Source organism: Pseudovibrio sp. Ad5, assembly GCF_001623095.1.
Lineage (GTDB): Bacteria > Pseudomonadota > Alphaproteobacteria > Rhizobiales > Stappiaceae > Pseudovibrio.
In genome coordinates this window covers 249,238-271,368 of record NZ_LMCH01000063.1, presented here as the reverse complement: position 1 = coordinate 271,368, position 22,131 = coordinate 249,238, and the positions used below count along the sequence as shown (strand labels likewise).

General features: G+C 52.5%; 17 protein-coding genes. 9 read left to right on the top strand and 8 right to left on the bottom strand.

Annotation, left to right across the window (positions count from 1 at the left end):
* Positions 1–31: 31 nt before the first annotated feature.
* Positions 32–778, top strand: coding sequence for a formyltransferase family protein (locus PsAD5_RS20925; protein ID WP_063293513.1), 747 nt, complete (start codon positions 32–34; stop codon positions 776–778).
* A 24-nt stretch (positions 779–802) separates the two neighbouring features.
* Here PsAD5_RS20925 and PsAD5_RS20920 read toward each other — a convergent pair whose 3' ends face one another.
* Together PsAD5_RS20920 and PsAD5_RS20915 are read right to left on the bottom strand one after the other, a co-directional pair.
* Positions 803–1,735, bottom strand: coding sequence for a DMT family transporter (locus PsAD5_RS20920; protein ID WP_063293512.1), 933 nt, complete (start codon positions 1,733–1,735; stop codon positions 803–805).
* Between the two features lie 214 nt (positions 1,736–1,949).
* Positions 1,950–2,219, bottom strand: a complete 270-nt coding sequence (locus tag PsAD5_RS20915; RefSeq protein ID WP_057461061.1) for a DUF2798 domain-containing protein — start codon at positions 2,217–2,219, stop codon at positions 1,950–1,952.
* Between the two features lie 259 nt (positions 2,220–2,478).
* On the opposite strand from PsAD5_RS20915, the gene PsAD5_RS20910 reads away from it, so the two are divergent.
* The 4 genes from PsAD5_RS20910 to PsAD5_RS20895 all read left to right on the top strand — a co-directional run bounded on the left by PsAD5_RS20910 (position 2,479) and on the right by PsAD5_RS20895 (position 7,169).
* The gene (locus tag PsAD5_RS20910; RefSeq protein ID WP_063287678.1) at positions 2,479–3,849 is read left to right on the top strand and encodes a cytochrome P450; all 1,371 of its coding nucleotides are present in this window, start codon (positions 2,479–2,481) and stop codon (positions 3,847–3,849) included.
* 93 nt (positions 3,850–3,942) lie between these two features.
* Positions 3,943–4,455 (top strand): GNAT family N-acetyltransferase, encoded by a 513-nt coding sequence (locus PsAD5_RS20905; RefSeq protein WP_063293511.1) that lies wholly within the window; start codon positions 3,943–3,945, stop codon positions 4,453–4,455.
* Positions 4,456–4,602: 147 nt separating this feature from the next.
* Complete coding sequence (locus PsAD5_RS20900; RefSeq protein ID WP_063293510.1) at positions 4,603–5,562, top strand: ADP-ribosylglycohydrolase family protein; 960 nt, start codon at positions 4,603–4,605, stop codon at positions 5,560–5,562.
* A 224-nt stretch (positions 5,563–5,786) separates the two neighbouring features.
* Positions 5,787–7,169 carry a flavin monoamine oxidase family protein gene (locus PsAD5_RS20895; protein ID WP_063293608.1) on the top strand — a complete coding sequence of 461 codons (1,383 nt, stop codon included), beginning with the start codon at positions 5,787–5,789 and terminating at the stop codon, positions 7,167–7,169.
* Between the two features lie 106 nt (positions 7,170–7,275).
* Here the strand turns inward: PsAD5_RS20895 and PsAD5_RS20890 are convergent, their stop codons facing one another.
* The 6 genes from PsAD5_RS20890 to PsAD5_RS20865 all read right to left on the bottom strand — a co-directional run bounded on the left by PsAD5_RS20890 (position 7,276) and on the right by PsAD5_RS20865 (position 15,886).
* Positions 7,276–8,505 (bottom strand): HAD family hydrolase, encoded by a 1,230-nt coding sequence (locus PsAD5_RS20890; RefSeq protein ID WP_063293607.1) that lies wholly within the window; start codon positions 8,503–8,505, stop codon positions 7,276–7,278.
* A 43-nt stretch (positions 8,506–8,548) separates the two neighbouring features.
* Positions 8,549–9,610 (bottom strand): LacI family DNA-binding transcriptional regulator, encoded by a 1,062-nt coding sequence (locus tag PsAD5_RS20885; RefSeq protein ID WP_063293509.1) that lies wholly within the window; start codon positions 9,608–9,610, stop codon positions 8,549–8,551.
* A gap of 5 nt (positions 9,611–9,615) precedes the next feature.
* Positions 9,616–11,718: an ABC transporter ATP-binding protein gene (locus tag PsAD5_RS20880; RefSeq protein ID WP_063293508.1), complete on the bottom strand. Its 2,103-nt coding sequence runs from the start codon at positions 11,716–11,718 to the stop codon at positions 9,616–9,618.
* A gap of 11 nt (positions 11,719–11,729) precedes the next feature.
* Positions 11,730–12,854, bottom strand: coding sequence for an ABC transporter permease (locus PsAD5_RS20875; RefSeq protein ID WP_063293507.1), 1,125 nt, complete (start codon positions 12,852–12,854; stop codon positions 11,730–11,732).
* Positions 12,854–13,858, bottom strand: coding sequence for an ABC transporter permease (locus tag PsAD5_RS20870; RefSeq protein ID WP_063293506.1), 1,005 nt, complete (start codon positions 13,856–13,858; stop codon positions 12,854–12,856). The genes PsAD5_RS20875 and PsAD5_RS20870 overlap by 1 nt, the downstream gene beginning before the upstream one ends.
* A 72-nt stretch (positions 13,859–13,930) precedes the next feature.
* Positions 13,931–15,886 carry an ABC transporter substrate-binding protein gene (locus tag PsAD5_RS20865; RefSeq protein WP_063293505.1) on the bottom strand — a complete coding sequence of 652 codons (1,956 nt, stop codon included), beginning with the start codon at positions 15,884–15,886 and terminating at the stop codon, positions 13,931–13,933.
* 393 nt (positions 15,887–16,279) lie between these two features.
* On the opposite strand from PsAD5_RS20865, the gene PsAD5_RS20860 reads away from it, so the two are divergent.
* The 4 genes from PsAD5_RS20860 to PsAD5_RS20845 all read left to right on the top strand — a co-directional run bounded on the left by PsAD5_RS20860 (position 16,280) and on the right by PsAD5_RS20845 (position 22,006).
* A complete protein-coding gene (locus PsAD5_RS20860) occupies positions 16,280–17,308 on the top strand; it encodes a LacI family DNA-binding transcriptional regulator (RefSeq protein ID WP_063293504.1) in 1,029 nt (342 codons plus the stop codon).
* An 11-nt stretch (positions 17,309–17,319) separates the two neighbouring features.
* Positions 17,320–19,827 (top strand): glycoside hydrolase family 95 protein, encoded by a 2,508-nt coding sequence (locus PsAD5_RS20855; protein ID WP_063293503.1) that lies wholly within the window; start codon positions 17,320–17,322, stop codon positions 19,825–19,827.
* A gap of 326 nt (positions 19,828–20,153) precedes the next feature.
* On the top strand, positions 20,154–20,936 hold the full coding sequence (locus PsAD5_RS20850; RefSeq protein ID WP_057461049.1) for a ThuA domain-containing protein: 783 nt from the start codon (positions 20,154–20,156) through the stop codon (positions 20,934–20,936).
* The gene (locus tag PsAD5_RS20845; protein ID WP_063293502.1) at positions 20,936–22,006 is read left to right on the top strand and encodes a Gfo/Idh/MocA family protein; all 1,071 of its coding nucleotides are present in this window, start codon (positions 20,936–20,938) and stop codon (positions 22,004–22,006) included. Before PsAD5_RS20850 ends, PsAD5_RS20845 begins: the two co-directional genes overlap by 1 nt.
* The last annotated feature ends 125 nt before the right edge of the window (positions 22,007–22,131 follow it).

Genomic DNA, 22,131 nt, shown 5'->3' with positions numbered 1-22,131 from the left:
GACGACCACACTATGCAATTGGGGAGTATGCATGCAGATTTGTCTTGTTTCCAACGCCAGCGTTTACACTGATGCTGCTTTACATTCTTTGCTGGCATATCCGGAAATCAAGATCTGTGGCCTTGTGAAGTGCACCGCCGTATCTGGCAAGCGCAATGACTGGCGGGCTTATATGGACCTGATGCTCCGCTCCGGTCCGCTCTATGCCGGATACCTGGGTGCCGTGACAAAGCCAGCCTACCGGATGCCACATGTTCCCAAATGGAAGAGCATGCGGACCTGGGCTCATAGCCTGCAATGTCCTGTTTTACCAACAAATAACGCCAGCGCGCCACAGACTCTCGACTTTATCGAGCGTTGTAAGCCGGATTTGATCCTGACGGTTCATCTGGGGCAGATTTTGAACGCGGCATTTTACGAACGGTTTTCCGGCAAGACCTACAACATCCATCCCGGTAAACTGCCGATCTACAAAGGGCCGGATCCGGTCTTTCATGCAATTTTGGAGAATGAGCAGGCTTTCACTCTCAGCCTGCATGAGAGCATTCAAAAGATTGATGCGGGTAAAGTGCTGGCGGAAACGATTGTGGTGCCGGAAAAGAGAACGCTCTTTCGCACCAACCTTGACCTGTTCCGCAAGACGGGGAAGCTCGTGGCCTCCCATTTCCTCGGCAAGAACGACTGCCCACCAGCGCCGGATGACCGGGCGCCGCGGTATCGCAGCTGGCCCACCAATGGTGATGTCCTGAGGTTTCTGGCCCGCGGCAACCGGCTTTAATCTGCGCAGCAACCACGCGACACGTTAGTCGGCGCGCGCAGCCACTTCCTCTGAGGTCTCAGGTTCAACTCCCGTTTCCTTCTCAGCCGCACGGATACGCTGGCGAGACAGCGAGAACAGGCCTGCACCCACCACGATGATTGCACCGAGAATGGTGCTCCAGATTGGCAGGTCTGAGAACACTAGGAATCCGATCGGGATCGACCAGACCAGCTGAAGGTAGTTGAACGGCTGAATGTCGCTTGCCTGTGCCAGCGAAAGTGCCTTCATCAGCAGGAAGTGTGCGGAGGTCCCCGTTGCGCAAATGCCGAGCAGCAGCGCCCATTCCACCTCATCAAACGCCATCATGTGTTGAGAGCCGATGATGGTGGAGAGAACTGTGCCCACGATGCCAACATAGAGAAATGACGTGAGCGCGCTGTCATCCTGGCTCGCAACACGGGTAAACAACTGATACAGCGCAAAGCTGACCGAGGCAGCCAGCGCCACCACAGCGCCCCAACCGCCGATATTGCCGTCCGGCTGCAGCATCACCAGCAAGCCTGCCATGCCGCAGAACATTGCCAGAATGCGGCGCCAGCCAACCGTCTCGCCAAGGAAGAGAGCCGCAAGTCCCGTCACGATCAGCGGATGGGCCTGAAAAATTGCCGTTACATCGGCCAGTCCCAGCATGCTGAAGGCGAAGGTGATCAGGCAGATTTCTGCAAATAGCAGAAGGCCACGAATAATCTGAAGCACCGGACGTTTGGTGCGCACCACATTATAAAGCCCTTGCTCACTGATCATGGCCCAGCCAACCGCAATCACCAGCAAAACCCAAAAGCGCACCATCATGATGAACCAGACCGGATGGTCTGATACGAGCTGCTTGGTGATCGCATCCTGCATCGCGAAGATCAGCGTAGACAGGATTGTAAGCGCGATACCCATGTTTCGCTTGCCGAGGAGCTGAGCCATTTTGTGTCCTTGTTAGCAGCACAAATCCGCTTACCGAGGCGAACCGGAAAGCGAATACAGTGGGAGGAAATGTGCTGAAAAGAATTCTTGGATGCCAATCGACATCAATACTGCACGTATACTGTGATGCATCACAAAGCAAATGCAAAAAGCAAGGGACACTCCTTTTTGCATCACAGTTAGGTCAGGTGCTTTGTTTTTTGAAAAACGGAGCTTAGCAGCCTTCTGTCACTTCCTGCAGGTCGGCAGGCTCGTCACATACTTTCACAAGCTTCGACAGCAGGGCGATCACCAGGGGAAAGACCAGTGAACTGATAACAACAGCAAGCGCGAAGGCAACAGAAAACGACTTGAACCACAGCGCCATAAAGTTTTCGACAAACCCGAGGTTCAGCACCAGCATGGCAAATGACATCATAATGCTCATGAAGAATGAAATGCTGATACGCAGCAGGTAGCCATAGGTCCGTGGGGAAACATTCATGCACTTATCTCTAATTTTTGTTTGAGGTCAAACTATATGAAATCAAGTCAAACTGTCAAGATACCGTAGCGCATGGCAGTTATGCAGAGCCGTGGTTTCATCATCTCACCAAAACCACCAGTAATTGCATTGTATTTTCAGTATGATCCGACATTAAATTCAGCGAATTATTAAAGCGGCAATGCCTACACTCGCGCATCGGGTCATTTCCCGCGAGGACCCTCGATGTGACCATCATGATGCAATCGAGTCAGGCTCTATGGATACAAACAACAGCTTATATCGCCCTCCGGCACCTCACCCATACACTGAAGGCACGGGGGACTTTGATGGCGTTGAGACAAACCTCCTGAGGCACCTCCCGGAAGAACTTTACAAAGCAGATATCGTTGACATTTCCACGGCAGAGCAACCCAATTACCTGATCAACGACCCGGACCTCATCTCCGTAATTTTTGAAGAGAAACCCGAGATCTTCGTCAAAGCCGAGGGGATGATTGAATTGCTGCGCCCGTTGCTGGGCGATCATCCGATTGTGACGAGCAACAACCGGTGTGTGGACCAACGTGATATGATCCGGCCCATCGGTACCATGCGCACCCAGCAGGTGAATTTTGAGCACATCCAGAACTCAATCAACCGGTTCGAAGATTATTGCGAAGAAATTCAAAATGAAAACCGGGTGATTGACCTGTCTTTGCTGCTCAGACGCCTGAATGCAGACATCGCTTACAGAATGCTGTTTTCCAACGAGCTGCCGACAGATGTGTTCAACGAAATCAACTCCCATGCCCGTGACTTTGAAAAGCGCATCTCGCAGGTGATCCGTGAGACGGCAGAACAAGGTGTTGCCTGGCAGCTGCCCAAGCTGCCACAAACAGCCATGTATGCGGCCCAGCAACTGCGATATCTGGTCAGTATGCTGATTGATGGCAATATCCAGCACAACAGCTTTTCCCATCACAGCTTCTTACATAAGTTTCTCATCGCCCGCTCTCCAGAAACCAATATCCCCTTCACTCGCAAGCAAATCGTGGACCACGTCACCACAATCCTGAACAGTCAGGAGCTGGCAGCCGCAGCTTTGATGTGGGCGTTCTTTGTTCTCTCCCAATGCCCTGAGGCCAAGCAAAAGATCCGTGAAGAGGTCAGCAAAGTGGGTGGGCAAGACGACATTCAGTTCGAGCAGCTTTCACGCCTCAGATACACCCGCAATGTCTTCCGCGAAATCCTGCGGCTCTACCCGCCTATTCCGCACCTGACCCGTCGCGCCAGCAGACCAATCAAACTGGGTAAACTGGACTTGCAGGAAGGTGCGCAGATTACAGTGTCCCCATGGATTGTGCATCGACATCAGCAATACTGGTTCAATCCGGACCGTTTTGATCCTGAACGCTATATGCGCAAAGATCAGCACATCATCATGAAGAGTTTCCTGCCCTTTGGACGCGGCCTGCGCATGTGCACCGGCGCAAGCTCCGCCATTCTCCAAGGCACGCTCATTTTGGCAAACCTCGTTACCCGGTTCGACATAGACATTCTCAACGCCGACAAAGTAGAGCCGGAAGGTGTCCTCTTCCTCGAACCCACCCGCCCCATCGTCTGCAAAGTCACGCCACTCCGCAGTTAGGCGGGCATTCCAACATCACAACCGCTCGACGCCAGTCCTCATTCAGTGCTAATGCATTGCTCTGCTGAGTAGCTCTGACATGTGAGGGTGGTTATGTCTGTTGAGTTGAAGCCGATGGTATTGGCGGATGTGCCTGTGCTGAAAAATATGTTTCAGCTCTACCTCTACGACATGTCCAAATACATGCACTGGCCGGTTTCTGCATCGGGCGGGTTTGAGTTTGATGAGAACATCGTGCTTGCTTACTTCCGCGAAGCCGACCACCATCCCTATTTCATAGTGCAGGCTGGTGAGATCGCAGGTTTTGCGCTGGTGCGGCAGTATCCCTATAACACCACGCTGATCGACATGGGCCAGTTCTTCGTGCTTGGAAAGTTCACACGGCAAAGCTTGGGACAAGCGGCCCTGAAAGCCTGCCTGAAGCTGCATCCGGGAGACTGGCAAGTTCGCGTGCTACCCAAAAACACTGGAGCACTGGCATTCTGGACAAAGACAATCTCTGATCTGACCAACGCCGCCTATGAGACTCGTTCCAGTGACTATCAAGAAACAGAGATGACCTTCCTTCACTTCTCCAGCCAAAGCGCTCTGGCCTCAAGCACCTAACCAACAGCTGGTGCAAAAGCGTAGCAGAGCATTGCCAACATCAATCACAATGGGTTGAAGGGGCTTTTCGACGGGCGAGCCTCTCCCTATTATCTCATCAAAATTTTAGTGATGATTGAACCCGATCCTATCGGAATGGAGAATTGTATGAGTCAGCAAGCGTTTAAGGCCCATAGCCTTCTTGGTGCATTTGTTGCGGACGCCGCCTCGCTGGGGCTGCACTGGCTCTATGATGTTGATCGCATCCATCATGTCACGCAGGAGCACGATGACTCTGCTGCTTTCGTGCCGCTGACCCCATCTTACTTTGAGGGCGTGCCAGCTTATTTCGCTCATGCCAATCGGCAGGACGGCCAGTTCACCCAATACGGTGAAAACCTTCATCTGGCATTGAAGCACTTGCTGGCTCACGACAAACACCTGAAGATGGAAGAGTTTCAGCAGGCTTTTACGGCTCACTTTGGCGCTGGTGGCACCTATAACGGTTATATTGACCGCCCAACACGGGGTACGCTGGAAAACATTGCTAATGAGAAGCTCACCCCTTCTGGCGTAGATGATGATCAGCTCCCTGCACTCTCCAAGATTCCGGCCGTGCTGTTCGCCTATGAGCAGAGCGAGCAGATGCAGGATCAGGTGGAAGCGATTATCCGCTCCACAAATGACAATGAAGAATCCGTCGCTTACGGCTTTATGTTTGCCGATCTTCTGGACCGCGTTGTGAACGGTGAAGACTTGCAAAGCTCCTTGTCCGCTGCAGCTGATGCCGCCCATCCTGATATTCAAGAAAAGCTTTTGGCTGCTCTTTCTGCATCAGAAACGGATCCTGTGGCATACGGTGAGAACACAGGCCGTGCCTGTCACCTTGGCATGGGTGTGCCGCTGAGCTTCCACATCCTCAGGAACACAGGTTCTTATCGTGAAGCGATTGAAGCCAACATTTTGGCAGGTGGAGACAGCGCTGGCCGTTCCATTTTGATCGGTGCAGTTCTTGGCGCAGTACATGGTTTGGATACCGACAAAGGCATTCCACTTTCATGGATTTTGAAGGTCCGGAACAATGCAGAACTCTGGCAGGAATGCTGCGACTTGACCAGGCATAACTAGGGACAAAATCCGAAGATAAACACCGGTTTTCGGCGCGGAATACGTGCAGCATCGAATAATTATGCATGCTGCGCGTATTCGTATGAACGCAGTGTGTTCTTAGCTGCTTGAATCTCCCAAAACGCTTTCTCGGTTTGTTAGGGCTGTCCCTGAGTTTCCCTTGTGGGTTGCGATAAAACACCTCAAGGTTGCAGGCGCACCTCTTTCAAACCAAAGTGTTTCCAATGGTCTTTCGCCCCCGCAGTAGCAGCCTTAACCGCAGGAATTTCCTTAAAACTTCAGCCTCTTCCGTCGTTGTTGCCGGCCTGTTTGATCTGAACCTCAACAAGCCAAACGTTTCATCCAGCGGCAAGAGTGTGATCATTATTGGCGCTGGCATTGCGGGCCTGACAGCGGCCCGCGAGCTGATGGATTCTGGCTACACTGTGCTGGTGCTGGAGGCGAGCAACAAGATTGGCGGCCGCATCCGCACCAACCGGGCGCTCGGTGTTCCCATCGAGGAAGGGGCCGGTTGGATCCATGGACCTGAAGACAATCCGATCATGAAACTTGCGGAGCAATCCGGCCAGAAAACTTTTGTTACAAAAGATTCCAACTTTGCCGTCTTCAACCACAGAGGCAAAAAAATTTCTAATCAGATGATCTCCGAGATGGGACAGGAGCACCGGCAGATGCTGGATCTGATTGGCTCCGGCATGACAAAAGATATGCCCCTTTCCGAGGCACTTGAGCATATGGCGCCAAAAATGTCTCGTGACCCGATCTTCAAGTGGATGACATCCGCTTACACCGAGTTTGATACGGGCAGTCCGGTCAACGAACTTTCTGCCATGTACTTTAATCAGGATGACATGTTCCACGGTGAAGATGTGGTTTTGGTAGACGGGTACGACAGGCTTTTGGAACCTCTCACCCATGGGATCGCAATACTCACCGGCAAACCGGTGCGCCGCATCGCGTACCATGATCGCGCTGGTGTCTTTGTTCAAACGGACAAAGAAATTTTTGAGAGTGATTTCGTGATTGTCACGGTGCCACTCGGCGTGCTCAAGGCGCAGGACATCGAGTTCATTCCGCCCCTGCCCGAAATACATAGGAACGCAATTGAACGCGTTGGTATGGGAGACGTCACAAAAGTTGCGATGAAATTTGACGAGCTCCACTGGCCTGAAAACACACAGTATTTTGGCTTAATGACGCAAACTCAGGGCCGCTGGAATTATTTCCTCAATCATAAGCCCTTTATCGACGCAAACGTACTCACCGCACTGAGCTTCGGCAACTATTCCCGCATGATAGAGACCATGGATCACGACTATATGCTTGAAGATGCTATGAAAGCCGTGCGCACCATGTTCGGCCCGGACACGCCTGATCCCCGTCACTACATCGCAACCCGCTGGTCGCAGGATCCTTACACAAAAGGTGCTTTCTCCTACGCCAAAGTTGGCTGTAATCCCTATGATTTCAATGTGTTATCCGAACCTGTCAGCAGATGCCTGACCCTAGCCGGAGAACACACAAATTTCCAGTACCACGGGACAGTTCACGGCGCTCACCTAAGCGGTAAGAAGGCAGCAAAAATCGCAATGGAAACAATGATGTAGAGGAATGCTGTTTTCTGACAATCTTGAGTCTAAACGCAAAAAAAGCCGCAGGAGAGCAATCCCACGGCTTTATCTTTTTCAAGAATTACTTTGTTAATACAGTGCCTTACGCCTTCACGTCGATCTCCTCGAGCACATCCAGAAGCTGGTGCGGAAGGCCAATTGTGTAATCCGGCTCTTCATCCGCATTTGCTGGCTCTGTCGGATAGCGCGGTGTCCAGTTGATCCAGACAGATGTCATCCCCAGGCGGTTGGCGCCGGCCACATCACGCTCAAGGTTATTCCCCACCATGACACAGCCAGCGTGGTCCGCTTCTTCCAACCCCAAAAGCTTGACCGCTTCAAGGAACATCCGCGGATCCGGCTTGTGGCAACCAACGGCTTCTGAGATCGACCGCGCATCGAATTTATGCCAGAAATCCATAGCCTTATGGACATTCTCAAAGCTCTCCACCAGACCGTCAGCAACCAGCGCAACCATGTAGCCGCGCTCCTTGAGCCAGTCCACCAGCTTATCCCCGCCCGGGATAGGTTCCGCAGAGAGCACTAATTCCCCCTCAACGAAAATCTGGGAGTCCTCGTCGATCAAAGTATCCCCGCTGTCGAGGAACACAGCCTTCACGCCTTTCGCCTCTTTTCGCAGCTGAGCCAGAACAGAGCGAACCCGAGACGGAACAGAAGCCTTCAACTCTTCCCAGGGCATCATCTCAACAGAGCGTAGATCGAAGATTTGATCGAATTGATAAGACGGTTTGAACGCCTTAGATTCCATATACTTACGAGCGACATGATGATCATAAGGCTTCAAGTCAGCCAGCTCTGCGGCAAACATATCCTGCACAAGAATGGTGCCTGATCCCGCCCGCTCACCACAGCAGATGCAAGTCACAGCAAAGTTCGCCCGCAGCGCTTCAGAACTCGCTGCAAAAGCGTGTTTTCCCGGTTCAGAATAAAGGGTTACCCGCCCTTCTTCCAGCGGCACCTGATGGTCCCAAGTGCTCAATTCTCCCGCACAGCCATGGGCACTGCCTTCAACACGCATCACCTCACCAGCTTCGCTGAGGTAAACCCAGATGTACTCCAGCTCATACAGGTGTTGGATATCCCAGTCCCACCAGATGGCGTACTCAATGGCAAGTGCAGCGCCGTTTAGTTTTATTTTCTGGGCACTTGAGACGGATAAGCCGTCCTGATCGTAAAGCGTATAGCCCAGTGCTGACGGGAGGAAAGGTTCTTTGTCGTCAAACCGAATAACAGGCGCATGCTGCTTCACCAGCTCTGCAATATCTGCCGATGTTGCCTCAGAAAAAGACAGAGGGGCTGCGGAAATGTTCAATTGAAACTCCTTGTTCTTCTTGTCCTGCAAGAAAGTTGGCGCCTTACGCAGCACCTTTAGAAAGAGGAAGAGATCCCTTACGGGGATGGGAAACGGAACGCCGCTGTTTCAGCTCAACCGGCTTGGTCTCGTGCAGACGCTTACTGGAAGGATTACGTATCTTTTCAATGATATAGCGGGCGGCAGACGCGCCCATTTCAGCAATCGGTTGCTGGATAGTAGAAAGCTGCGGTGAGGTGATGCTGCTGATCGGGATGCCATCATACCCGAGAATGGAAATGTCCTCTGGCACACGCAAACCACGGTCAAAGCACGCATGCATTGCACCAATGGCTGCAGTATCCGTAATCGCAAAAAGCGCTGTAATCTCAGGGTTTTGATCCAGCAATTCATTGGCAGTTGCATACCCCAGATCATAACGCTTACGCTCATTAGGCTCTGGCAGGTAGACAGACTTCTCAATCTGATACTCGCGAGCAACTTCCAGTATGCCGCGCATACGTAGGTTGCCAACGCTCTCGCGGCGCGGATCATGATCGGCTTTGGTCGCGAGCACGCCGATATGTTTATGCCCCAACGCCACCAGATAGCGCATGCCAATCCGTCCCCCTTCCGTGTTGTCACAAACCACAAAGGATTCAGAACGACGACCGGGAAGAATATCCACGTAGACCGTCGGAATATCGTTGGCTTGCAAACGCTTAACGTTCTTCAACGTTTCGGCTGCTGAGTTGGAGGGGCGGACGATTGCCCCCGCCACCTGCATCTCGATCATGGTCTGGGTGTACTTGCGCTCCCGCTCCGCTTCTCCCCGTGTGCAGCAGGAGAGGACCTTGAAGCCTTCATCATGCAGCGTCTTCTCAATGGAGGCATAAAGCATGGTTGCGAACGGGGATTTCTGGTTCTCCAAGAACAACGCCACGAGATTGGAATCCTGCCGACGCAAAGAGGTTGCCAGACGGTTGGGGCGATACCCCAACTCATCAATGACAGCCTGAATCTTTGCGCGGGTTTCATCCTTTACTCGCTCATCCTTGTTCAACACACGAGAGACGGTTGCCGTTGAAACACCTGCTTTTTCTGCTACATCCCGGATACTTGCCATCAGTGCTATCCCGCCATCGCTTCAAGCTGGTCTACTGGTGTATTTTGCACCACATCGGGATGATGGCAAGCAAGCAGATGGTCCGTGCTGATCTCACCAAGCGAAGGATCAGAACTCTCGCAAATGCTTGTGGCATAACGACATCTCGGCGCGAATGGGCATCCCTTTGGCAAGTTGGCCGGGTCCGGTACATTGCCTTCCAGACGGATGCGCGTGTCATCCGCGTGGGCATTCGGCACCGGTTCCAGAATCGCACTCATCAACGCTTCGGTATAAGGATGCCTTGACGCGTTGAAGATCGTCTCCGTATCTGCCAGCTCCACAATCCGCCCTGCATACATCACAGCAACACGGTCACTGATATGGGCGACAACACTGAGATCATGACTGATGAACAGGTAGGTGAGGTTCAGCTCTTCCTGGAGGTCTTTCAGCAGGTTGAGGATCTGCGCCTGTACGGAAACATCCAGTGCGGAAACCGCTTCATCCGCAATGATCACCTTCGGATAAGGAGCCAAAGCACGCGCAATACCAATACGTTGACGCTGACCACCACTGAAAGCATGCGGGTAGCGTTTGAGGAACTCTTTTGAGAAGCCAATTTTATCAAGCACCTCAAGCACACGATGCTCAATGTCCTTTGAGCTCTTCAGCTCCTGTCCAACCCGCAGCACTTCAGCAATGATATCATAAACCGCCATGCGAGGGTTGAGTGAGGAGTTCGGGTCCTGAAACACCATCCGAATATCCGCCCAGTATGGACGCAACTGACTGTCCGTTTTGCCAGTCAGCTCAACGTCTTCCTCGTTTGGACGGAACACCACCTTGCCCGTGGTTGCCTTGTGCAGGCCGATAATTGTCTGGCCCAGTGTGGACTTGCCGCAGCCAGATTCTCCAACAAGACCAAGAGTTTCGCCGCGCCAGATGTTGAGCGACACATCATTCAGCGAGCGCACTGTTCCTGTCTGTCGGTTGAAGAAGCCTGAGCGGATCGGGAAGTGTTTGCTCACGTTCTGTAGCTCAAGGATTGGCGCAGCTGTGCGGTCTACCGGGTTTGAGACATGCAGGCAGTCATCAACTTGGGAGGTCGACGCATGTAGTGGGACAAGTTCTGCCTGTGCCCCAAACCCGTGACAGCGGACGCTTTGCACCCCACTGATCGTAGTCAGTTCTGGTAGTTTTTCATTACAAAGACCGGTGACAAAGTGGTCACAACGCTCTTGAAATGGACAGCCCCTGGGCCGGTTCTGAAGGCTTGGCACAACGCCCGGAATGGCATTGAGGCGCGCACGACGCTTGCCATCTGTGTGAGGCAGGGAGGCCAAAAGACCTTTTGTATAAGGGTGTTGCGGGTTGGTGAGAATCTGCTCAACAGGCCCCTGCTCCACCACATTGCCCAGATACATGATGACCACTTCATCGGCGATATCTGCCACCACCCCCAGATCATGGGTGATGAACAACATGGACATATTGCGGGTCTTCTGCAGATCACGCATCAGGTCCAGAATAATAGCCTGCGTGGTCACATCCAGCGCAGTCGTTGGCTCATCTGCAATAAGAAGGCGTGGGTTACAGATCAGGGCCATTGCAATCATGGCACGTTGGCGCATACCGCCGGACAGTTCAAAGGTGTAGCTGTCGAACCGGTCAGCAGCAGAGGGAATGCCCACCAGCCGCAACATCTCAATCGCCTGAAACTTGGCTTCTTCCTTGCTCAGGTTCGTATGCCAGCGCAGCACTTCTACAATCTGGTTACCAATGGTGTAGAGCGGAGACAGCGATGTCATCGGCTCCTGATAAATCATGGAGATCTCATTGCCTTGAATGGCACGAATATGCTTTGCTTTTGCAGGACCTCGGGCAAGATCAAGCAGATCACCACTCGCACGCTGGTATTCTATGCTGCCGCTTTCAATGGCAGCGTGGTTATCCAGAATACGCAGCAGCGCCTTTGCGGTGACGGACTTGCCGCAGCCGGACTCCCCCACCAGACACACCGTTTTTCCCTCGGGAATGGAAAAACTGATGTTGTCCAGCGCGGTTACTTTCCCATCATCTCCTGAGAAGGAAACACTGAGATCCGTGACGTTAATCATGGGTTTCATGGTTTCAATCCTCACTTGGAATACGGGTCGGCAGCATCACGCAAACCGTCACCAAAGAAGTTGAGTGCAAGCACAGCAATCACGACCATCACGCCCGGCCAGAACAGCCATGGTGCATTAGCAATAGAGCGGATGTTCTGCGCTTCCTGCAGCAGAACACCCCAGCTGACCACAGGCTGGCGCAGGCCAATCCCCAGGAAGGACAAAGACGTTTCAGCAACAATCATGCCCGGAATGGCAAGCGTCACCACCGCAATGATATGACTGATGAAACTTGGTACCATATGGCCTACCAGAACACGCGGAACAGAACATCCGTCCAAACGAGCGGCTTTTACGAAGTCCTCCGATTTAAGAGAGATAAACTTGCCGCGCACCACGCGGGCCAACCCTGTCCAACCGATGATCGACAGAATAACCGTGATCAGCAAGTAGGTCTGTAAAGGCGGAGTATCTGGCGGAATTGCAGCGGCGAGGCCGATCCAGAGCGGGATACTTGGCAAAGACTGCAGGAACTCAACAACACGCTGCGTGACCGTATCCACCCAACCACCGAAATAGCCGGAAAGACCGCCGATCAGCACGCCCAGCACGAGGCTCAAGGCTACGCCTACAAGACCGATGGTCATGGATACGCGCGTGCCGTGGATGGTGCGGCTCAACACATCGCGGCCAAGACGGTCCGCTCCCAGCAAAAACATGCGATCACGTTTCTTGACCGGACCAAACAAACGGCGCTCAGCAGGAATGAAGCCAAGCAAATTGTAAGGCTTACCTTTGACGAAAAAGCCCAGCTTCACAACACGGCGCGGGTCTTCAACAAAGGTACGGCGACCTGAGTTGTAGTCAATCTTGGAGCGGTATCCCAACACATGCGGCTGAAACACTGTGCCGTCCTTTGTCTCCAGCAACCAATGAATGCTCTGCGGCGGTGCATAGGTGTTGCGCACGCTGAAATCATTGGGGTCATGCGGTGCTAGGAACTCCACGAACACGGCGATCAGATAGATCAACAGCGTGATGATGCCACCCAGCATGCCGAGTTTATGTTTGCGGAATCGGCGCCACATCAAGCGCCACTGGCCCTCATAAGCGCGTGAACTTGTTGGTGCACCAGCGAAATCAGTAGCGCTCATTACAGCCCCCCATTGTTGAACTGACGACGGATACGCGGATCAAGCCAGGCAAGTAGAATGTCGGAGAACAAAGTTCCAATCACAGTCAGGAAACTGAGGAACATGATAAGAGCAGCAGCCAGGTACATATCCTCCTGACGCAACGCATCAAACAACAACGGACCTGTGGTTTGCAAACCAAGCACAATGGAAACAATGGTGGAGCCAGACACGATCTGCACAAACAGCTCGTTGAGACTGGACACGAACGGGTTTAACGCATGACGAACCGGATACTTGGTGAGCACCCAGTGCTCCGGCATGCCTTTGGCGCGGGCGGTGACCACATAGGGACGGTGCAATTCGTCCAGCAAGTTTGCCCTGATGGTGCGGATCACGCTTGCAGTTCCAGCAGTCCCTAAAACGATCATGGGAATCCAGATATGGGCCATCAAATCACCGACACGAGCAAAGGACCACGGCGCATTGACGTAATCCGGTGAGAACAGCCCACCGACATTTTGACCAAAATAGCGGAACGAAACATACATCAGCACAAGCGCCAACAGAAAATTTGGCACAGCAAGGCCGATAAAACCGAGGAAGGTGGCGACATAGTCACCGAGGGAATATTTGCGAACAGCGGAGAAAATGCCAACGGGAATGGCGACAGTCCAGATGAAGACCATGGAGCAAATCGAAAGCAGCGTCGTCATGCCCAGACGGTCCCAGATCAGTTCTTCAACCGGCAACTCATAACTGAAAGAGCGCCCGAGGTCTCCATGCACTACCATTTTCCAGACCCAGTCAAAGTACTGAGCCAGAACGGATTTATCCAATCCATATATCTTCCGCAGACCTTCGGCTTCAGCAGCAGTGATGTAATCTCCATCCAGCGATGCTTCCAAAACCAGTCGGTCAATATAGTCTCCAGGTGGCAGCGTGATCACCAAAAACGCGACGAGCGAAATCGCGAGCAAGGTTGGGATCATCAGCAGGACCCGTTTGACAACAAACATTCCCATTTAAAGCAGATATCCTAGTTGCAAGGCTCTGCCCCTCCACACAGGGAGAGGCAGATTGGTTCGGGCGATCGATTACTTCTTGGAAGGATCGATGTAGAAGCTGGAGAAGTTTACAGGTGCAGGACCCGGATACAGCCAGCCTTCCAACAGCGTGTCAGGCACATTGCGCAGTTTGTTGCTGATGGAGCGGAAACCACCGCCCGGCAACGCAATACCCATGGACAGGAAGTTGTCTGCAGAAAGCTGCATAAACTCTTCCATCAGTGCCGTTTGCTCATCACCCACCTTGGTTGGTACCAGGTCAGTAATTTCATACATGCGCTTCACGCCGGCAGGCGGCTCTGTTGGTACAACACCTTCACGAACGGTTGCGTTGGCATCCTTTTTCAGGTCATGCCATGCATCCCAGCCTTCCCAGTTGCCATGCTCTTTGAAGTTGGTCAGGCGCTCAAGGTTCACCAGCGGGAACTGGCCGCAACCATTCTCACCTACCCAGATGGTGATCTCTTTGTCAGCACGACCCAATGTGGCCATGTGGATCTCATCACTGGCCACACTCACCACAACCTCAAGACCCTGCTCCTGCCAGTCTTTCGCGATGATCTGCATCATATCCACCCAGTCCGGGCGGAAGCCTTCGTTCACATGAATAATGAACTTGAATGGCTTGCCATCAGGACCAACACGTTTACCGTCCGGCCCCATTGGCAGGATCTTATCGAGATGCTCTGCTGCCAGATCAGGATCGAACTCAGTGTACTGACGCGCCAGCTGATCGTTGTAATACGGCGATTCAGGACGCGGGCTGACCTGATATGGCTCCCCTTGCCCCAGATACACGGCATCAATGATCAGGTCCCGGTCCATTGCAAGAGAGAGACCGATACGGAAGTCTTTGCTTTGGAACACCTGCGCCTTGACCGGATCAGGATGGTTCATGGCGAACATGAACTGCGCATTGTTGTAGTTACAGCTGTTTGCCGTCACGAGACGGTAGTCACCCCGCTCTTTATTATCGAAGAAGACAGAGCGGTTTGGCGGCGTTGAGATGTTGCGCGGAGAGATGTCGATCTCACCCTGAACAGTCTTCAGCAGCGCAACTTCCGGATCTTTCGCCAGTACCCATGTGCGTTTGTCGATGTAAGGCAGCTGGTTACAGGAGCTATCGACTTTCCAGTAATACGGGTTGCGCTCAAAGGTGAAACGCTCTTTGCCAAGAACCGCTTCAGTCGGACGCCATGCCAGCATGGTTGGGCGGTTGGGATCGTTGTGCTCAGCATTTTTACCGTAGGTTCCAATGCGGCCAAGCCACCATTTTCCGAAGTCAGCTTCACCTGCATCTGCCATCATCTTGGCAACGCCGTCCGGGTTCAGGTCTTTCACGAAGTCTTTGACGTAATGCTCAGCAAACTGGACGACACGCTGACCGTAGGGTGAAGCCATGTCCAGCATAAAGACACCGTTTGGCTGGCTCCAAGAGAAGCGCACTGTCGTGTCGTCCAGCGCTTCGACTTTCGCTTCTTCACCATTGACGATGAACATCTTGCGAGGACCCTTGGGGTTGATCTCGCGGTTGGTTTCAATGTGATCCCACCAGAACTGGATGTCCTTTGCAGAAAACGGCTTGCCATCAGACCATTTCAGGCCTTCGCGCAGTTTGAAGGTGTAGGTGGTCGCATCCGCCGAGATGTCCCAGCTCTCAGCGATGTTAGGCAGAACCTCGGAACCATCCGGACTCCAGCGCACTAGCGGGTCATATCCATAACGACGATAGTCACCGATACGGGACCCGGCATATACATCGGTCATCTCACCGCCATAGGTGCCGATACCCTCAATCCCTTCAACAACGAGTGGATTAACCGGCAGGCGATCCGCAACGGCTGGCAGGCCGGACATCTGATCCAGAAGTGGTGCCTGATGATACACTGGACATTGATTGGCAGAAGCTGCTGCTGTGGCTGCCACAAGGGCCAGCGCGCTGACTGCTCCGCCAAACACCATCTGCCGACTACGTTTCAAACTCATTGCAAAATTCCTCCGCAAGCTTTGTGTAAAGATTACCAGTAATCGGAATCACTGTAATCCTTTTCACTTTTTTGCTTCTACACATGACACTCATATGACGAATCGGCGTCTTATATTGAAGCTTGCCAGCAGGTCTCCTCCCATACCGACACCCCTAGGTGATCTATATTATTCGCAGAATTGCAACAGTTGTGAGTTTCAATTTCACTTGTTACGCCCCGAAAATTAGTATAAACCCATAAATCGCAACCATGAAACATCAAAGTGTAACGTTTACATGTTTTTGGTCGTATTTTTACATGACTGTTTTATGAAACTCTGATTCATAGTGACCCGCTCCCACGCTCTTATGAGTGTTACATAATAATATATTTTCGCGAGGACTTTTTTGGCATGACAGATATTCGTCGTGTAGCTGAGGTAGCAGGCGTATCCACGGCCACGGTGTCGCGGGTCATCAACAACACTGGCCCAGTGAATGCCAAAACCCGCGAAAAAGTTCAGCAAGCCATTCTTGAGTTGGATTATCGGCCCAACAAGATGGCAAGCAGTTTGCGGCAAAAAGAGACCCGCATCGTTGGTATTTTGCAGACCGACCACAGCACACATTTCAGCTCAATATTCGCAGATGCTACGGAAGATACGCTCTTCAATCATGGCTTTACTACGATTATGAGCAACACCTATGGTGAGCGGGCAATGGAAAAAGAGCAGATTGAATTTCTGCTCGACATGCGCGTTGGTGGTATTTTACTGCGTCCGTTTAAGGACACTTCGCACATCCCTTCTCTTATCCATCGTCTTGAACAGGCGAATGTGGCCTGCGTGCTGGTGGAAAGCTATCCTGTCGATCCGCTGCAGTTTCATGCCAATCTCAACAATGTGCAGGGTGGGCACATCGCTATCCAGCACTTGCTCAAACTGGGCCACCGGTCCATAGGCATGTTGCTGCCGTTTGAGCCATGGCACACAGAAGGCCCCCATGATTTGCGCTTGGCAGCCGTTCAGCGCGCAATAGCTCAGTTTCCAGAGCCCGTTGAGCTTCACATCAGACGGGACAATGCGAAAGATCAGGTCGCCTTTGGATTTGAAGCAACGCGTGCACTGCTAAAGACTTCGCCCGACATCACTGCAATTTTCGGGACAACTGACCTACTCGCAGCCGGAGCTCTTCATGCAGCTCAGGAGATGAACCTGTCTGTCCCCTCGGATCTTTCGATCATTGGCTATGACGACAGTTATGTCGCCTCATCCATGCACCCCCGCCTGACTACGGTTTCCCAACCCATTGATGCGCTTGGAGAAGCGACGGGGAAATTGCTGCTTTCCATCATTGAAGACCCCACAATCCCACCTCGCTCCGTTTCTATATCCAACATTTTGAAGGTTCGCGACAGCACCGGACCCGCCCGTACTTCCTAGGACATTTCATCGTGATTACAGATTTTTTTCCAAACGCTGATCCCGCTCATACGCTCTGGTACGATACACCTGCTGCCCACTGGAACGAGGCCTTACCACTCGGAAATGGCCGTCTTGGCGCGATGGCCTATGGCAGCCCAATAAACACCCGTATTCACCTCAACGAAGATACGCTTTATTCGGGTGAACCAACTCGTATTTATCCGGTGCCGGAAATAGCAAATCAAATTGCGCATGCAGAAAAGCTTTTGAGAGACGGAAAGCTCTTTGAAGCGCAAGAGTTCGTGCGCAAGAACTGGACAGGACGGCAAGGGCAAGCCTACCAACCAGTCGGCAATCTATTCATCACAATGAAAGACCAAGGTGCAACATCAAACTACTGCCGCGCGCTGGATATTCGTCATTCTTTGCATCATGAGAGCTATGAGCAAGGCGGCGTGAAATACGAGCGCACCACCTTTGCCAGCTATCCGGATAATGTCATTGTCGTTCGCCTGACAACAGACAAGCCGGGCACACTCGCCCTCAGTCTGCGTTATGACAGCCCGCACCCGACATGCCGTACTACGCAGGAAGCTGATAACACGCGCTTACATCTTCGCGGCCAAGCTCCCGCCTTTACCAGCAGCCGTGTGATTGAGCGCATCGAGAATGATCAGGAACAGGCCCGGAATCCCGAGATTTTTGGCGCAGACGGCAAACTCCGTCCCTTTGCTGAGAATGAGCAGGACGGACATCGCGGCGGTATTGTTTACAGCGAAGATGGCCTGGGGGAAGGCACGTATTTTGAGGCAGGCCTTTCTGTTGAGTTGGAAGGCGGGAGTATCCGGCCAGAACGCGGTGAACTGCATGTGGAAGGCGCAACAACCGTTACCCTTCGCATTGCGATGGCAACCAGCTTCAACGGACCGGACAAAAGCCCTAGCCGTGAAGGAAAAGATCCGGCTCTTATCGTAAGAGAGGCACTGGAAGCTGCAGGCTCTATTCCTTATGAGGGCATGCTGCAAAAACACATGGATGATGTGTTGAAGCTGTTTGACCGTGTATCGCTCAAACTGGGCAATGATCCCATTCCCGATCTGCCAACCAGCACGCGGTTAGAGCAGTTTCAGGACAAAGGCGATCCAGCCCTTGCCGTGTTGCAGTTCCAGTATGGCCGCTATTTGTTGATTGCGTCTTCTCGTTCAGGCAGTCAGCCGCCAAACCTGCAAGGCATCTGGAACAACCTGCGCCGACCGCAGTGGTCCTCCAATTATACGATGAACATCAATCTGGAGATGAACTACTGGCCAGCCGTGATCACAGGTCTTTCCGAATTGCATGAGCCGCTCTTCATGCTGATCGAGGAACTGGCAGTCTCAGGAGCACGCACGGCCAAGACAATGTTCAATGCTCCTGGATGGTGTGCATTCCACAACACCACCATCTGGCGTGACAGTGTGCCCTCTCCGTGTGACCCAGCCTCAGCATTCTGGCCCATGGCGGCGGGCTGGTTGCTCTCTCATATGTGGGAGCACTTTCTTTACACTGGCGACAAAGAATTCCTCAAGAACCGCGCTTACCCTCTGATGAAATCTGCAACGGCATTTTACGAATGGTGGCTGTGCGAGAACAAGGAGGGTTATCTGGTGCCGAAGGTCAGCACCAGTCCGGAAAACCGGTATCTGGATGAGGATGGGCACGTCATTACAGTCGATCAGGGCAGCACCATGGACTGCGCCATTATTCGGGAGACCTTCACCAACACCGCCGCTGCAGCCCGACTACTGGGACTTGATGACGTTCTTGCAGAGACATTAGAGACAAAGGCTGCACGGTTGTTGCCTTACCAGATCGGAGCACAAGGTCAGGTGCTGGAATGGTCTCAGGATTTCAAAGAGTTCATGCCAACGCATCGCCACTTGTCTCACCTCTATGGCTTGTTCCCTTGTGATCAAATCGGCAAAGACACACCAGAATTACTGAAAGCTTCCGTGCGCGCTCTTGAGATCCGCGGAGATCTGGCAACCGGGTGGAGCATGGGGTGGAAGATTTGCCTCTGGGCCCGTGTTGGTGACGGAGACCATGCATACAAGATCATCCATAACATGTTCAACCGCGTGGAGAATGAAGCGCCGAAGAGTGAAGACGGCGGCCTTTATGGTAACCTCATGATCGCGCATCCGCCATTTCAGATCGATGGCAATTTTGGTTACACACGCGGCGTTGCCGAGATGCTGATGAACACGACCCACAACGGCATTCAGCTCTTGCCTGCTTTGCCAAGCGCGTGGCCGAAAGGAAAAGTTCGTGGTCTGCGTGCGCGTGGTGGTTTTGAGGTCGATCTTATCTGGGAAGATAACAAGCCCACTCAGGCCCAAGTCACCAGCCATCAGGGAGGCGACCTGACTGTGCTTTGTGAGACCTCATTTGGGGGATCAACCTTTGATCAGACCCTACAACTTTATGTGGCGACACAAAAAACTGTCGCGGGAGAAACGTTGGCACTGGCCTTTAACGAAGCCCTACAGGTCTCCTAGTCCGTAAAACCTGCTAGAAAATGAAGTGACTAATTGTAGAATTCGACTGAGAACTTCGCGTTACTTAGACGGATTCTACAGTTCGCAGTAAATCGGTTGCACTGCAACAAATGTTTCGGTGAATTTCTTGATATTTCATTGGCATTTCATACCAAGGTTGAAGCAGAGTTGAAGTCAACCGCGTTCTGCGGTCCCAAGACGCGATAGCATCGCACCTACAAAAATGAACAAGTCCGCAGTCTTTCTCGCAATGGGGAAGGCCCTTTCCATATCTCCGTTTTGTCTGGCCCTCAGGCAAGACACTCCACATCTATCGGAATACGCCAATGATTAAGACCATTGTCTGGGGCGAAAACGTCCACGAGCAAAAAAACAAAGTTGTTGCCGACATCTATCCTGATGGGATGCACAATCACATTGCTGCTGCTTTGAACAATGATCCAGAAATTTCTGCAACCTCCGCAACTTTGCAAGATCCAGAGCACGGCCTGACCGAAGAACGTCTTGCAGACACAGATGTTCTGATCTGGTGGGGCCACGCAGCGCACGGAGACGTTTCTGACGAAATCGTTGAACGTGTATGTGAACGTGTCTGGTCTGGCATGGGCATGATTTTTCTCCACTCTGCGCACTTTGCAAAACCGTTCAAGCGTTTGATGGGCGCACCTTGTAACCTGACATGGCGCGAAGCTGGCGAGCGTGAGCGGCTTTGGGTTACATCCCGCAACCACCCAATCACTGCAGGCATTCCAGACAGCTTTGAGCTGGAAAACGAAGAAATGTATGGCGAGCCATTTGGTGTGCCAGAGCCGCTGGAAACTGTCTTCATCAGCTGGTTCCAGGGCGGTGAAGTCTTCCGTTCCGGCCTGACTTACAAGCGCGGTGCAGGCAATATTTTCTATTTCCGCCCAGGCCATGAGACCTATCCAACATACCACAACGAAACCGTACAGCGCGTCATCGCCAACGGCGTGAAGTGGGCCTACAACCCGCAACCGCGCATTGCTGATCCGAATGCGGCTCCAAATGTGCCAGTAGATGAAGCACCAGAGAAAATTGAAGAACGCGGACCACGCCTGCACGAAGCAGGCGAGGAAGGGTATCGTTGATGCGTCTCGTTATTGTAGGAACCGGCGGCATGGCAAACAGCCATGCCAACAAGTTCGGTGAAATCGACGGTGTTGAAATCGTTGGCGGCGTTGACCGTAATGAAGAACGCCTTACAGCCTTCTGTGATGAACACAACATCGCCAAACGCTTCACCTCACTGGAAGACGCTCTTGCATGGGGCGAATTTGATGCGGTAGCAAACGTCACGCCTGATGCTGTCCACCACCCAACCACAATGCCGCTTCTGGCAGGTGGCAAACACGTCTTCTGCGAAAAGCCACTGGCAAGCAATTTTGCCGATGCTGACGAAATGGCAACTGCAGCCGAAAAAGCCGGTCTGATCAACATGGTCAACCTGTCTTATCGCGACGTGTCAGCCCTTCAGAAAGCTCATGAGCTGATTGCAGCAGGTGAAATTGGTGAAGTTCGCCATTTCGAGGCCTCTTATCTGCAAAGCTGGCTGACCCAACCTGCATGGGGTCATTGGGACAAAGAAGAGAAATGGCTCTGGCGCCTTTCTGAAGCGCACGGGTCACTGGGCGTTTTGGGGGACGTCGGCATTCACATTCTCGACTTTGCCGGGTTTGCGATTGGCGCGCCGTACCAGTCTATCTCCTGCCACCTGAAGACCTTTGACAAAGCACCGGGCAATCAGATTGGAGAGTACAAACTGGATGCCAATGACAGCTTCACCATGATGGCAGAAACCACATCTGGCGCTGTTGGTGTTGTTCATGCCAGCCGTTTTGCTTCCGGGCATATGAACGACCTGCACCTTCAGGTTCATGGTACCAAGGGCGGCATAAAAGTCACCAACACGGGTGGTCTGGGTGAGTTGTTCGTCTGTTCAGGCCCAAACCTTGAGAAGGCTGAATGGGAGCAGATTGAGCTTGCTCCAACACCAAACAACTACCGTAAATTTGCAGAGGCCGTGCAATCTGGTGTGAATGGCCACCCAACCTTCCGCCATGCAGCGAATCTTCAGCAAGTCCTTGACCTCGCCGTTGAAAGCAGCACGGCCGGCGGTTATCGGGATATCCCGATAACCGCACAGCTGCAGAACGCATAATCAACAAAAAGGAGAGCAATTGCTCTCCTTTTTTGATCTGCAATCTACCCTTGTATACTCCGTGAAAACTATGGACAATAATTAGAACTAAATCTCTAGTTATAAATGTAGTGGTAAATATTCTT